Annotated in this window: 10 protein-coding genes and 2 pseudogenes; 5 read left to right on the top strand and 7 right to left on the bottom strand. The window is 65.6% G+C overall.

The features are described from left to right. Window positions 1-10: 10 nt before the first annotated feature. Window positions 11-1003 carry a LacI family DNA-binding transcriptional regulator gene (locus HEP85_RS37490; protein WP_168531876.1) on the bottom strand — a complete coding sequence of 331 codons (993 nt, stop codon included), beginning with the start codon at window positions 1001-1003 and terminating at the stop codon, window positions 11-13. Window positions 1004-1241: 238 nt separating this feature from the next. On the opposite strand from HEP85_RS37490, the gene HEP85_RS37485 reads away from it, so the two are divergent. Further along, on the top strand, window positions 1242-2231 hold the full coding sequence (locus tag HEP85_RS37485; RefSeq protein WP_168531875.1) for a carbohydrate kinase: 990 nt from the start codon (window positions 1242-1244) through the stop codon (window positions 2229-2231). 126 nt (window positions 2232-2357) lie between these two features. On the opposite strand, the gene HEP85_RS37480 is transcribed toward HEP85_RS37485, so the two are convergent. Then, window positions 2358-2483, bottom strand: a complete 126-nt coding sequence (locus HEP85_RS37480) for a hypothetical protein (protein WP_282189875.1) — start codon at window positions 2481-2483, stop codon at window positions 2358-2360. 210 nt (window positions 2484-2693) lie between these two features. Between HEP85_RS37480 and HEP85_RS37475 the strand changes: the two genes are divergently transcribed. Beyond that, a protein-coding gene (locus tag HEP85_RS37475; RefSeq protein WP_168531874.1) for an IS5 family transposase occupies window positions 2694-3502 on the top strand; the annotation gives its coding sequence in 2 pieces (ribosomal slippage) (window positions 2694-3027 and window positions 3027-3502; 810 coding nt in all). A 19-nt stretch (window positions 3503-3521) separates the two neighbouring features. Here the strand turns inward: HEP85_RS37475 and HEP85_RS37470 are convergent. From HEP85_RS37470 to HEP85_RS37455, 4 genes and pseudogenes are all read right to left on the bottom strand, one after another. Beyond that, window positions 3522-3923, bottom strand: coding sequence for a hypothetical protein (locus HEP85_RS37470; protein WP_248002256.1), 402 nt, complete (start codon window positions 3921-3923; stop codon window positions 3522-3524). Window positions 3924-4709: 786 nt separating this feature from the next. Further along, window positions 4710-5609, bottom strand: coding sequence for a YceI family protein (locus tag HEP85_RS37465; RefSeq protein ID WP_168531872.1), 900 nt, complete (start codon window positions 5607-5609; stop codon window positions 4710-4712). A gap of 732 nt (window positions 5610-6341) precedes the next feature. Then, window positions 6342-6674 (bottom strand): annotated as a pseudogene (locus tag HEP85_RS37460) (winged helix-turn-helix transcriptional regulator); the annotation flags it as partial. A 633-nt stretch (window positions 6675-7307) separates the two neighbouring features. After that, window positions 7308-8405: a Glu/Leu/Phe/Val dehydrogenase gene (locus HEP85_RS37455; protein WP_168531871.1), complete on the bottom strand. Its 1098-nt coding sequence runs from the start codon at window positions 8403-8405 to the stop codon at window positions 7308-7310. Between the two features lie 102 nt (window positions 8406-8507). On the opposite strand from HEP85_RS37455, the gene HEP85_RS37450 reads away from it, so the two are divergent. Further along, on the top strand, window positions 8508-9008 hold the full coding sequence (locus HEP85_RS37450) for a helix-turn-helix domain-containing protein (RefSeq protein WP_168531870.1): 501 nt from the start codon (window positions 8508-8510) through the stop codon (window positions 9006-9008). A 288-nt stretch (window positions 9009-9296) separates the two neighbouring features. Then, the gene (locus tag HEP85_RS37445) at window positions 9297-10676 is read left to right on the top strand and encodes an NAD(P)/FAD-dependent oxidoreductase (protein ID WP_168531869.1); all 1380 of its coding nucleotides are present in this window, start codon (window positions 9297-9299) and stop codon (window positions 10674-10676) included. A 359-nt stretch (window positions 10677-11035) separates the two neighbouring features. Here HEP85_RS37445 and HEP85_RS37440 read toward each other — a convergent pair whose 3' ends face one another. Beyond that, window positions 11036-12796, bottom strand: a complete 1761-nt coding sequence (locus tag HEP85_RS37440; protein ID WP_369658156.1) for an MOSC domain-containing protein — start codon at window positions 12794-12796, stop codon at window positions 11036-11038. Window positions 12797-13202: 406 nt separating this feature from the next. On the opposite strand from HEP85_RS37440, the pseudogene HEP85_RS37435 reads away from it, so the two are divergent. After that, window positions 13203-13927: pseudogene (locus HEP85_RS37435) on the top strand (IS21 family transposase); the annotation flags it as partial.

Raw genomic sequence — 13927 nt, 5'->3', positions numbered from 1 at the left:
TGATTAGCGGTCAGACCGACGAGCGTTCGAGCAGCGGGCAGTCGATCGTCACCCGGTGGGTGTCGAGCGGCTGCCCCGCTGCGAGAGCGGCGAGCATGTCGACGCCCTTGGTGCCCATGGCTTCGAAGGGCAGGGCGAGCGTCGTCAGCTTCGGCCGCAGATAGGCGGCGATGAGTTCCTGGTTGTCGAACCCCACCACGGCCACGTCGTACGGGATGCGCAGCCCACGTTCCTTGATCGCGTCGTACGCGCCCATCGCCATCCGGTCGTTTCCGCAGAACAGCGCGGTCGGCCGGTCGCAGGCCGGGCGGTCAACCAGTTCGCACACGGCGGTATAGGCGCTGTCGGCGGTCGCCCAGCCGGGGACGACGAGGGAGGGGTCGGGGGTGATCCCGGCCTCGCGCAGGGCACGCTCGTACCCTTCGCGCCTGCCGATGGCGGCCGGGATCGCCGGGTCGAGGTTGACGAACCCGATGCGGGTGTGACCGGCGTCCAGGAGCCGACGGGTCGCCTTGTATCCGCCCGACACCTCGTCGGGAAGGATGCACGGCAGCTCCCCATCCGCGTCATAGCAATTGACGAGCACAGTCGGCACCTCCCGGGCGGCCTTGGGGAGCGTGACGGCCCGATGCCAGGTCGTGGCGTACAGCAGGCCTTCCACGCGGTGCTCCAGCATCTGGTCGAGCGCGGCAGCTTCCTGGGCGGGATCGCCCTCGCTCGCGGCGATCAGCAGGAACCTCCGGTCACCCCAGGCGCGGCTCTGAGCGCCCGTGATCACCTCCCCCGCGAACGGGCCGGTCACGATCTCGGTGATCAGCCCGAACCACCCGCTGCGGTTCGCGGCCAGCGCCCGCGCCCCGGCGTTGGGCCGGTAGCCGAGCTCGGCGATCGCCTCCAGGATCCGCCGACGGGTCTCGTCAGGGATGGCGACACCGGGCTTGTCGTTCAGCACGAAGGAGACCGTGGTCTGTGAGACACCCGCATGACGCGCCACATCACTCATGGTCACGCGATGCGGCTTGTTCGTGGCCACTTCCAGTCCCTTTCGGCCGATTGAAGAGCGGACCAGGCGCTGGTCCGCTCGCTAGTCATGCGCTTTAGTAATGCGCTTTACTGTGGTGTTGCACGGAAGTTACGTCCGCCTTGAGCGGCATGTCAATACCTATGCAAGGGCTGCATCAGGCCACCGATCCCGGTGCCCTTCGCACCCGCACTCTTTCTGAGAGAGGCAGACAGTCACCATGGCCCGACCCCAGGCCCCCGTCAGTGTCACCGTCCTCGGCGAGTGCGTCGCCGACGCCTTCACCGACCCCGCCCGGTCAAGCTCCGATGAGCTCGCGCTGCGCGCCCTGCCTGGTGGCGGCCCCGCCAACACCGCCGTCGCTCTCGCCCGGCTCGGCACCCCCACCCGCTTCCTCGGGCGCTTCTCCACCGATGTCTTCGGCACCCTCTTCCGTGCCCGCCTCAGCGACGCGGGCGTCGACCTGACCGGCAGCGTGACCGCCCCCGAGCCCAGCACCCTCGCCGTCGCCGACCTCGACGAGACCGGCCAGGCCACGTACACCTTCTACGCCGACAGCGCGGCCGACTGGCAGTGGACCGGCGAGGAACTCGCCACCACCGGGTGGGAGAGCGCGGCCTGCCTGCACACCGGCTCCCTGGCACTGATACGCCAACCCGGCGGCATCCGCATCGAGGACCACCTCGCCAAGGCCCGCGAGCACGTCACCGTGTCCATCGACCCCAACGTCCGCCCCCTGCTCGTACCGCCCGCCGCCTACCGCGAACGGCTCCCCCACTGGTGCGCCCTCGCCGACATCCTTCGCCTCAGCGAGGACGACCTCGCGTTGCTGCTTCCCGGTGCCGACCCCGAGGAGGCGTGCGACACCTGGCACGCCGCCGGCGCGCGCCTGGTCGTGATCACTCTCGGCGGGCGCGGAGCCCTCGCCTCCCTCGACGGCCACCGCGTCACCGTCCCGGCCCCGGCCGTGGACGTCGTCGACACCGTCGGCGCCGGGGACTCCTTCACCGCGGGCCTGCTCCACCGCCTCGCCGCCCTCGGACACCTCGGCGGCCGACTCGACCGGCTGAACCTCGAAGACCTCACCGACGCCTGCACCTTCGCCGCCCACGTCGCCGCCCTGACCTGCTCAGTCTCCGGCGCGAACCCGCCCTGGCTGGACGAAGCGGCGCTGGAGGTCGGCGTGGAACAGCTCCTGCCGCATGCCTGAACGTGGCATACCCGTTCCCGCAGACAGAACTGCGGGAACGGGAGTCGAATTCAAACGGCCAGCACCCCGTACACACTGTTGCCATGACGTCGTCATGGTTGCCGGGGAGCCGAGCGGTGCTTGAGGTCAGGTGCGGCTCTCAGTGAGGTCTGCCGGCCCGGCCTGGATGCGGTCGGCCTCCTCGCGCAGTTCGTCGACTTGACGGCGAGCTGCGAGCTCGTGCTGTTCCAGCAGTCCGACAACCGACGACATCCGCGATTTCCCGGGGAGCGACGACACGACAGGCCACCGCTACCACGGAGTCACCAACCCTATGCCTGACCAGCGGAAATGCCGTCCTCAATTCCGGAAGACAACAGCTTCTGAGGGCTCGCCCAGAAGTGCTTAGAGCTCGTAACACGATCTTGTTGAGGTGCGCTGGTCGGGCGTGACCGATGTGACGATTCGCCCGTTCGGGAGGGTGTGAGTGCTCGGCCGGGGATCGTGGATGACGACTTATGGACGCTGATCGAGCCGCTGCTGCCGCCCTGGCCGGAGCGATCGCCGGGGCCTCTGCCGGTGGCAGACCGGCTGTGTCTGCAGGGCATCCTGTACGTGCTCTACAACGACATTGCCTGGCAACTACTGCCCCTGGAGCTGGGGTTGGGCTCTGGACAGACCTGCTGGCGGCGTCTGGAGCGGTGGCAGCAGGCCGGGGTCTTCGACCGACTGCACCGCATTCTGCTCGCCGAGCTGAATGCGGTCGGCGAACTCGACTGGTCGAGGGCGTGTGTGGACGGATCCCACATCCGTGCGAAAAAGGGGGAGCCGACACCGGTCCGTCACCGGTCGACCGCCGGAAGACGGGCAGCAAGCATCACTTGATCTGCGACGGACGCGGCACCCCGCTCAAGGTCATCACCACCGCGGCGAACGTCAACGATGTCACTCAGACCCTCGCCCTTGTCGACGGCCTCCCGCCGGTGGCCGGGCGTCCCGGCCGACCACGACGCCGCCCCGATTCGCTGCTCGGGGACAAGGGCTACGACTCCAACCCCCACCGCGAGGAGCTGCGCAAGCGCCGGATCCTGCCGGTGATCTCCCGCAAGGGCGCCCCGAACATCAAGGGCCTGGGCAAGCTCCGTTACGTCGTGGAGCAGACCTTCGCCCTGCTCCACCAGTTCAAACGCCTCGCCGTCCGCTGGGAACGCCGAACCGAACTCCACGACGCCTTCGTCTCATTGGCCTGCGGCCTCATCTGCTGGAGGCGACTGAAGAAGCACCGATCATGACCGTGTCACGAGCTTTGGGCTACAACTCACGCCACTCACCCAGAGGGCCGGCGGCCCGCGTCTGCGTGAAGTCGCGCACCAGGTCCCACGCCCGATCGATATCCAGGACAAAGTTGCCCTTGAAAACGGCGAGGTCGTCCATGATCGGGACTTCGACCTCGACGCCGGAGGGCACGGTGCCGTCTCCTGCGAGCAGAGACGTCCGCTCGGTGTCACTCATCAGATGAACGACCGCGTGGTCATCTCGGAAGGCCAGGGTCAGAACGGGGAAGTCCCTGTTCGGTGACCGAACCTCGACGTATCCCTGGCCACAGGAACGCAGGTCGTTGAAGCGATCTGTCAGATCCTTCACCTCCGTGCGTCGCTCAACCGGATCGAACAGTCCCGATTCCGGCGACGTCGTGGCCCACACCACGCTCATCCAGTCCCGCTTCCCCACACAGGCCATCGCTCACGATCCAGGGCCACGCTCCCACGCTCCACCACGACACGACTACTGGGACTGGGTCGCATGATCGTGTTACGAGCTCTTACTGTGCGAACGGAGGTGAACCGGCCCACGTGGACAGGACTGGCCGACGACTTCTTCGGCCGCCCTGCCTTGTCCCCGGACACCGGCACCCTCGCCCCCCCCTCGTCGACGAGTACGCGCAAACACAGGGAGGGCTCCCCAGACAGCAGCGACCGCTCTGCGCCTCGCCGTACTCACCGCGCGAGCGGAGGTGATCCATCTGAGACGCGTTCGTCGAAGCCGCCAGCTGTCACACCGACAGTGACCGGGCATCGGAACATACCCACCTGCCGGCGGTCCGCAACCTGAGTCAGTTGGACGAGATCCTCTTCGACCGCCCTGACGTCCTGACCACATGGACCACGGGGCACCACACGAGAGGACCGAGTGATCAATCAGGACAGTTTCCTCTTGGGCAGTTCCTGGCTCCCATCACGACCTACATTCCCGCGTGCCGCAATCCCGGACGACCAGCACATCAAACGCCTCGACCCACATGCGCCGACCGGAGCGCAGAGCCGTCGACAACGCTGTGCTCGTCACCAGCGGCCTCAACATGGCCTCAATTCATGGCACTACGCAGCACGACCCATGCGGTCCCGCGCACCGTTTGTACGCCGCACAGAACGTCCAGCCACATACATTCCGGCCGGGCCGATAGGAGAACAGCGTGCCGGCTACACGCAAGAGGCTGCTTCATTTGAATTCCAGTTCGGTGCCCCTAGGGACGATCTGGACGTTGAGTTCAATATTGATGTTGGAGCCAACGACTGCGATGCCGCGGGCCAGCATCGACTGCCAGTTGATGGTGTAGTCCTCGCGGTGCAGCTCGGTGGTAGCCCGGATAGCCGCACGGGTCTCACCTTCCATACCGACGCGCAGACCGCCGTATGTAGCGTCGAGAGTCACCGTGCGCGTGACTCCGTGCAGCGTGAGTCCGCCAGTGATCGCCCAGTTGTTACCGCCGCGATGAACGAAACGGTCGCTGTAGAACTCCATGGTTGGATACTGGTCCACGTCCAGGAAATCCGCGGACCGCAGATGCTCGTCACGCATCTTTACATTGGTATCGATCGAGGCGGCGTCGATAACGACATGCATTGCCGTCTCTTCCATCGACTCCCCGACCCGAATCGCCCCGGAGAAGTTGTCGAAATGGCCAAAGACGCGACCCAGTCCAATGTGCCGGGCTGCGAAGGAGATTCGGGTATGAGCTCGTTCGATTTCCCACTCGCCCGGGGTTGGCAAAGGGATCAACGGTGCCGCCTGGAGCAGAATATCTCTCACCCCGGTGCATTTTCCCTCTTCTACGACAGACACGTCTCCCCGGTACGGGCTGAAACTCTCTGACGAGACAGCGAGCCGATATTCCCCAACGGGAACCATGGCCAAGATCATGCCAAAGGGGTCAGTCTCCCCACCCACAATCTTATGACCGTTTCTGTCGCTCACGGTGAATTCGGCGTGCCTGACCGGCTGGGTCGCAGAATCGACAATGCGGCACGCCAGAAGACCCGCACCGGACGGCACGGAAAGGCCAGATATAGAGTTTTGCGCGTTCGCGGACATCGGGCGGCCAAGAAAACGACGGATCATGGTGTATGTACCCCTGTGCAATGAAGCTTCGCGGCCCTTACGGTTCGACTGGTCGTCGAACGGGCCGCTGTTAGAGCCATTATTCGATCACCTGGCGCCATTCGATGCAAACGGGTCGACGGAGAGAGGTGCTCCTGCATGCAACCTGACGTACATGACAATCACACCTGGTGAACCGCAGCCCAAATAGACGCAACCGACCGATGCTCCGCGCAGAGACCCACCCCGGTGCGGGGGTGCGTGTTAGCTGCTCTCCGGATGAGGTCCTCCGCGGCAGCGGTTGCTCACGCCAGCGAATCTGGACGGCGGTAAGTGCACTAAATCCGTTTTGCCATTTCCGTTTGAGGGTCGGAGTGAGTGACGCCATCCGAAACTCTTGACAATTCCTCCACATACTTCTCGATCGCTGAGCGGAATAGCGTTTCATGGAACCTCGCCTGCGGCTCGCGGAGAACTGGGCGCAGGCTGTCACTCTCCTCGGCGGCGAGCCGCGCAGGTGGCAGTTGTTCGGGGAGCCTGGGTATGTAGGTGTCCGCTGCGTGGGTGTCAGGCCTGAGCCTGGCCGCCGTCGGCGAAACAGTCGGTGCCGTTGACGAAGCTGGAAGCGTTGGAGGTGTTCGCGAGCCGAGCGAGGAGGTGATCCTCGTCTGGCTCACCATTTCGGAATTTCGAGCGAGAGGCTCTTCGGCTCCCCGGAGCATATTGCCCAGCCTGGATCACTCCCTGAGCCCGGAGATACTTCTCCGCCCAGCTGCCCAGTTCCTTCAGCGCGGGCTCCAGCGCGGCGCCGGCATCCGTCAGACCGTACGAGACCCGCAGCGGCGGTCCTTCCTCGACGTCGCGCACGACGAGTCCCGCGGCGCCTAGTTCCGTGAGGCGGTCGGAGAGCATCCGCTCGCTGATGCCGGGGATCGCCCGGCGCAGGTCGGCGAAGTGCACGGGATGCGGCAGCAGCACGGCCACGATCAGACCCGTCCAGCGCTTTCCGAACAGCTGGAAGACCCGGGCCATACCGTCGTCGACCTTCTGGCACGGCCCCGCGTCGTGTGCTCCCGGATCTGACATGTGCGTACTACATTCCTTTCGTGGAGAGAAAATCAGATGGGCGAGCCAGCGATCGTGCACAGAGAAGGATCTTTTGCGCTAGCGCGTCGGACATGCTGTCTGCGTCAAACTCCAACCTGCTCCTGTGACCTGTACTCTCATCCGCTTCTTTACTTCTTCTGGGCCATGGTTCACCGTGGGCTCGTGAGCCCGAGCTGCATAAGCGTCTTCCTCGGCGCTCGCAACGGTGCATACCAGCTGGTCCATGGCTGCGTGACTCAAGGGAACAGACAGTTCAGGCAGGGCGATCGTCACGGAGCCGAGGCTCGACAAGACCAAAGGATCAACCACCAGTCGAGGAAGCTCTGTGGTGACCCGGGCCGCTTCGTCCTCGGTCGGCCCAGCGAACAACAACGCAACCGCGGTCTGTACGTTTGCTGTGATATCGACGAGTCGTGGCAGTGATGTCAGGTTCCCGCCGGACCAGAAGTACATACGAATCTTCCGCATATCTATCCCGGTCGCAGGCTCGCCAACCTGAACCACACCGGTGGAGGGAATCCCACACGCTGACGTCGCCCGAGAAATGAGCAGTGCAACCAGAGATATCGGATGAGGTTGGAGCCTTCGTGCCGGGGTTCCTCGGGTATCGCATCAACTGGTACTCGGAGTGCTTCTGTTCGGGTGGGTGCCTCCTGCCGCGGTCAGGACGTCTTCCGCGAGGCGGTTGGCGAGGGCCAGGGGTGTTGTTGCCTCATTCGCACTGCCCTCGAGTACCCGTGCGGTGACTTCCTCGATGGAGGCGAGCCGCTGCAGGGCCTGCATCGGGGTCAGTTGGTGAAGCTCCAGGCCCGACGCGTACATGACTCCGCCCGCATTCGCCACGAAATCCGGTGCCCAAGTGATCCGCGCCTTGGCCAGGTCCTGTGCCACTGCATCGTGGGCCAGCTGATTGTTGGCTGAGCCGACGATCGCCCGGCAGCGCAGTGAGTCGACGAGCTCGGAGGTGAAAACACCACCTAGGGCACAGGGCGCCAGGATGTCTGTCTCCAAGGTATAAGCGCCGTCCAATTCAGCCCATCGCGCTCCGGACGTCTCGACAGCCGAGCGCCGCTCGGGGTCGACGTCGGTCGCCCGTACGCGGGCGCCCTGTGCGAGCAGACGCTTGGTGAGCTCCTGTCCGACGCCGCCGAATCCGACCACCACCACGTCACGCCCCCGCAGATGCGGTGTTCCCCACAGATGAGCGGCGGTCGCGTGCATCGCATGCTCTACGCCGGCGGCAGTCCCGAAGGTGGTGGCGCCGAGGCCATCGGCTGTGGCGGAATAGCCGCCCACATAGGGAGTGCGACGGCGCATGAGCTGGATGTCGGCGGAGCTGGTGCCGACATCGGGGGCCACGTAGTAGGCGCCGTTCAGATCGTGGACCAGTTCGGCGACATCGAGCAGCAGGGCTTCCCGTAGTTGGCCCTCCAGGTGCTCGGGGCCTCCGGGCAGGAGCGGAACGACGGTCTTTCCTCCGCCCGTGCCATTGCGGACCGCGGCAGCCTTGTAGGTCATGCCGCGGCTCAGTCGGAGACAGTCCACCAGCGCGTCGGCCGGGGAGTCGTATCGAGCAATCCGCATGCCACCGACGGCAGGTCCGAGGCGGGTGGAGTGAATGGCGATGACCACTGGCAGACCGGAGCGTCGGCCCTGCCGAACCAGGAACCCCTCATGATCGAGTGTGGTCTCCAGAGTGCGTGACGGCATGGCCAGTCCCTCCAGCTCAGATACGGTCTGACTTAAGGATAGGTAAGTCAGGGCTGGCTTAAGCTAACATAAGTCTGCTGCTTCGCTAGACGGGATGGTGTGATGTCGGCACTCACTGGCTCGCTGACCGACCGGGACAGCTGGAGCGAACACCGCTGCTCAGCGGCTCGCGCCCTGGAAGTACTCGGAACGCCCTCGAATTTGTTCGTGCTGCGCGAGGCCTTCTACGGCACGACGTACTTCAACGACTTCGTCCGCCACACCCCGTTGAGCGCACCCGCAACGGCCAAGCGGCTACGAGAACTCGTCGAGGTCGGACTGCTGCGGCGGACCCCCTACCAGGCGCCCGGACAACGAACACGCGACCGCTACGAACTGACCGAACCTGGCCAGGAGCTCCTGATCGCCTACTTCGCACTGATGGAGTGGGGCGACCGCCACGCCACCCGGGGAACGGAAGGCGGTCCGGTTCGCTTGCGGCACCGCGACTGCGACGCTCCCGTGCACGTGGGACTCTCCTGCTCCGACGGCCACGCGCTCGCCCCCAGCGAACTCGAGATCATTCCAGCCCCCGGCCTGTCGCGGGACGGGGCAACAGAATGATCCGTCCGAATCGCTTCATGAGGACCTGCCGCGAGACCGCCCGCTGATTACCTTGTCCTTGTGACCAGCAGACAGATGCCCCGGTGAGCCAGGACTGCAACACGGGTGACCAGGCCCACCGTGGAGCCCGCCCAACGGCGCCCGTCGGCTTTCCTACGCCAAGTCGCCCTCCCGAAGCCGAACTGGGACTGCCATCCGGAATCGGCCCCAGTGGAAGCCGACGAGTGCCAGATCGGCCCCACCGGATTTCCTGCTCATCTTTCGCCTATCCAACTTATGGAGCAGTAAATGACTGGCAATGTCGAAGGGTTCGATCTCCTGGTCGTAGGTGGCGGAAAGGCGGGCAAGACGCTCGCCATGGATGCCGCCAGAAACGGCAAGTCGGTCGCCATGGTCGAGCGGGACATGATCGGCGGCTCCTGCATCAATGTCGCGTGCATCCCCACCAAGGCACTGGTGAGCAGCGCCCGTACCCTTAGATCCTCGCGCCGAGCTGGCGATCTCGGTGTCCACGTTGATTCTCCCCAGGTCACCCCAGAGAGCCTCCTGAAGCACAAAACCGGTGTGGTGGAGGGCATGGTTGCCATCAACCACAAACAGTTCCTGGACTCGGGCATGGATCTCGTCCTCGGGAGGGCTCGCTTCGTCGCCCCTGGCACCGTGGAGGTGGAGCTCAACGGCGGGGGTACCCGCAACCTCACCGGTGCGCAGACCGTGATCAACACCGGCACCCGGCCATCCATCCCGCCAATTCCCGGCCTGGCAGAGGCGGGCTATCTGACCAGCAACTCGCTTCTCGACCTTAACCGAATTCCTCAGCGCATGGTCATCATCGGCGGCGGAGCAGTCGGTCTTGAATTCGCGCAGATGTTCGCCACCTTCGGTACGGAAGTGACGCTCGTCGAAGCAGGATCCCGCCTGCTGCCACGTGAGGACGAGGACATCGCACAGAGCGTGGCCGAACTCCTCACGCGCGACGGCACCCGCATCGTGACCGGCACATCAGTCGCCGCAGTTCGCCGAGAACAGGGCGGTGTACACCTAACTCTGAGCAACGGTATCTCGATCACAGCAGACGACGTTCTCGTGGCAACCGGACGTGCGCCCGTCACCTCCGAGCTCAACTTGCCCGCCGCCGGCGTCGACGTAGACGACAGAGGCTACGTCGTGACCGACGAACACCTGGCCACCTCCGCCCCTGGAATCTGGGCTGCCGGAGACGTGGCCGGGAGTCCCCAGTTCACCCACGTCTCCCTGGACGACTACCGCATCCTGAAGGAGAACCTTGCGGGCGGCGCACGCAGCACAAAGGACCGGCTCATCCCATACACGATCTTTCTGACCCCCGAGCTGGCGCGCGTGGGTCTGACCGAGGAGCAGGCAAGGGCTGCGGGGCATGCAGTGCGCATCGCCAAACTTCCCGTCGCCGCTATTCCCCGCGCTCGCACCATGCGAGAGACGGACGGTGTATGGAAGGCAGTCATCGACGGGGCTACGGACCGCATCCTGGGGGTGTCTCTGCTGGGGCCCGAGGCCGGTGAAAGCCTCACCACGGTGCAGACAGCCATGTTGGCCGACATGCCGTTCACCGCGCTGCGGGACATGATCATTACTCACCCGACCATGACTGAGGGCCTCAATCTCCTGTTCGCCGCGGTGAAGGGCTGAGCGTGTTGCCAATCTCAGGCCAACGCCGTGAAGGGCAGGGACGGCTTTCACAAGGTCGGTGATTCGGATTGGTCCTGCGGCGGAGCTTTCCGCAGAAGGCACCAACACCTCTTGAGGCGGCGGCCCCGGAACGGGGCACGGAAGGGCCTGCCAGCGCCTGATACGCCCTGTCCGCCCAGCAAGCCCCGCATCGGGAGGGGTATCGATGATCCCCTATCGAGCTGGGACGAGCTTCGACCAGTCAGCGAGCCGTCAACGGCCCCCCGGGAGGGATAACCGCGCCGTCGGAGCGCAGGCCATTGCGGCCCTGAGGCAATGGCGCCCTGCTCCAGCGCAGAAGCTGCGGTATCCCGGCTGTCTCACAGATCCAAAATGACGCCTTCGGTGGGCGTGGAGCAGCAGATGAGGATGTTGCCTTCAGCTGGTGGCTCGACCGGATCCGGCGAGTAGTGGACGGTTCCTGCCATCAGGGCCAGTTCGCAGGTGTGGCAGACGCCGGTGCGGCACGACCACTGGACGGGGACGTCGCACGCTTCGGCGAGTTCGAGCAGCGAGGCCTGAGTGTTGTTCCAGGGGACAGTCAGACCGCTGCGGGCGAAGGAGACAGACGGTCCGGTACCGACGGACCCTGCGGGCTGGTGGGGCGCGGGAACGCTCGAGGAACCTTCAATTCCCGGGGTAAGGGAGGGCCCGGCGCCGAAGATCTCGGTGTGCACCCGGGACGGTTCCAGACCGGCGTCGACCAGGGCCGTGGTGAAGCCGTTCATGAAGCCCACGGGCCCGCACAGGTAGGCGTCGGCGTCGGTCGGCAGGCCGAGACCGACGATGCGATCGGGCGAGAGTCGGCCAGCCATTGTGTAGTCCACGCCCTGACGGTCGGCGTCATTCGGTTTGCTGTAGTAGATGGCCGATCGGGCGTTCGCGAGTTCTTCGATCAGGCCGCGGCTCTCCTGAGCAAAGGGATGCTCGGTACCGTTACGGGCTGCGTGCAGCCACCACACCTCCCGCGTGGAACGGTCGCGTGCCAGCGCGTGGAGCATGGCCAGCAGGGGAGTCACCCCCACTCCGGCGGACAACAGCACCACCGGGTTGCTGCCCTTGGACAGGCAGAACGATCCGCGGGGCGCGGCGGCATCGAGGCTGTCGCCGACTCGGACGCGGGTGCGCAACCGGTTACTGGCCGCTCCGTACGGTTCCACCTTGACGCTGATCCGGTACATGCCTGCTCTGGGCTCGCCGGACAACGAGTAGCTGCGGATCAGAGGCGGCACGTCTGCCTCGAGCGGGACCTTCACGGTAAGGAACTGACCGGGCGAGGCAGCCGGCAGCGCTGAACCGTCGGCTGAGGTGAGGGACAGGGAGAACACACTCGGACTTTCGGGCTGAATGTGCGTGACGGTCAGGGGGCGGAACCCTCGCCAGCCGGGCGGCGGGGCGCCGGCCGCTGCAGTGAGCCCGGCGCTGCCCGAGGAGCGATCAGTGTCTCCGTCGGCCTGGTCCAGGAGCGTGTGCATGGACCCCTGCCATCCCGGGCTGAGTGCTGGGATGCGCAATGCCCGCTCGACCTGCGCACGGGTGTGTCCCGGTAGGTAGAGCACCCCGTCGATCTCCTCAACGGTCATCGCCTCCACACCGGTGGATACCTTGACAATCTCCTGCCCGGCTTCTACCTCACCCTCCTCGAGCACCCGCATGTAGAAGCCCGGGCGGCGACGGGACACCATCAGCGCCGCCATCTGCGGCTCCCCCATGCGCAGGCCCACCCGGTAGCACGTCACCCGAGGCTGTGTGACCTCGAAGAGCGCGTCGCCGATGCGGTATCGGTCCCCGATGCAAACCTCATCGTCCGCAAGGCCATCCACGGTGAAATTCTCACCGAACTCGCCCGGCCGCAAGTTCCTGCGTCCCAGCTCCATTTCCCAGAACCGGTAGGAGTCTGCCTGGTACACCAGTACTGCCCGCTGCTCGCCGCCGTGCCCGCCCAGATCGCCCTGGCCATCTCCGTCGATATTGAGGCGCCTCACCATCCGCGGCCCGGTGACGGTCTGCTTGTACACGCCGGTGTACACCGTCTTTCCGTGCCAGGGCACGTCGTGCGGCATTCCGACGTTCACTGCCATCAACGTAGCCACCACGTCACCTCTCGTGCGTGGCCTCCCCCGCCAGAGAGCTCGCCTCCGTCACAGAAGCTGTCGAGCGTCTCAGGAGCTCGCGCTCACAAGGGTCTCAGGGAACGACCAGGTCGGTGTCCTCATGGAGGTGCAACCGGACCAGGCCAGCCTCGGCCGCTTCTTTCATGATATGGCTACATCGGTTTCACAGGCTCCCCGGCAATGGGGGCCCCGAGCAACGTTGGACACCGTTCAGCGCGATCGTTCTTGCGATTCCCTAGACCCCGCACCGTGTCGCCCTCGTCGTCCGGGGAGCCCTCGGGAAGCTTGATGCCGCGCGAGGCGAGGAAGCTGCGCACACCGTCCACCCTCCAGGAGAACGTCGCTGGGTGGGCAGAGGGTCTAACAGATGAGCCAGGTCGGCCGGATCCCCAAGACGCTGGTCTGGGACCGGGAAGCGGCGATCGGCGGCAGCGGGAAACTCACCGTTCCGGCGGCGGCGTTCGCCGGAACTCTGGCCACCAGGATCAAGCTCGCGCCGCCCCGCGACCCTGAATACAAGGGGATGGTCGAGCGGAGCAACGGCTACCTGGAGACCTCGTTCCTGCCCGGCCGGCAGTTCGCCTCCCCGGCGGACTTCAACCAGGAGCTCGAGGACTGGCTGATCAAGGCGAACTCGCGCACGGTCCGCTCGATCCAGGGCCGCCCGGTCGACCTGTTGGAGCGGGACTACCTGTCGATGACGCCGCTGCCGCCCCTGGAGCCGCCGACCGGCCTGAGCTCGAGGATCTGGCTCGCCCGTGACTACTACGTCCGGGTCGACACCGGCGACTACTCGGTCGACCCGCAGGTCATCGGCCGGTTCATCGACGTCACCGCCTCCCTCGAGGAGGTGGTGGTGTTCTGCGACGGCCAGGTCGTCGCCCGCCACGAACGGTCCTGGGCGAAGCAGGCGGTGGTCACCGATCCCGCCCATGCCGCCACGGCCACGCGGATGCGCCAGGACCTGGCCGCGGACCACGACGCCAGACATCGACCCGCCGGCACACCGACGGCCATGCCGTCGCCCTTCGGGCCCTGCCCGACTACGACGCCCTGTTCGGCGTCGACTTCGATCAGCCGCCAACGAAAGCAGAGTGA

The organism is Streptomyces sp. RPA4-2, assembly GCF_012273515.2.
GTDB lineage: Bacteria > Actinomycetota > Actinomycetes > Streptomycetales > Streptomycetaceae > Streptomyces > Streptomyces kaempferi.
The sequence above is the reverse complement of the archived record's forward strand: the minus strand, read 5'-3'. Positions and strand labels throughout refer to the sequence as shown.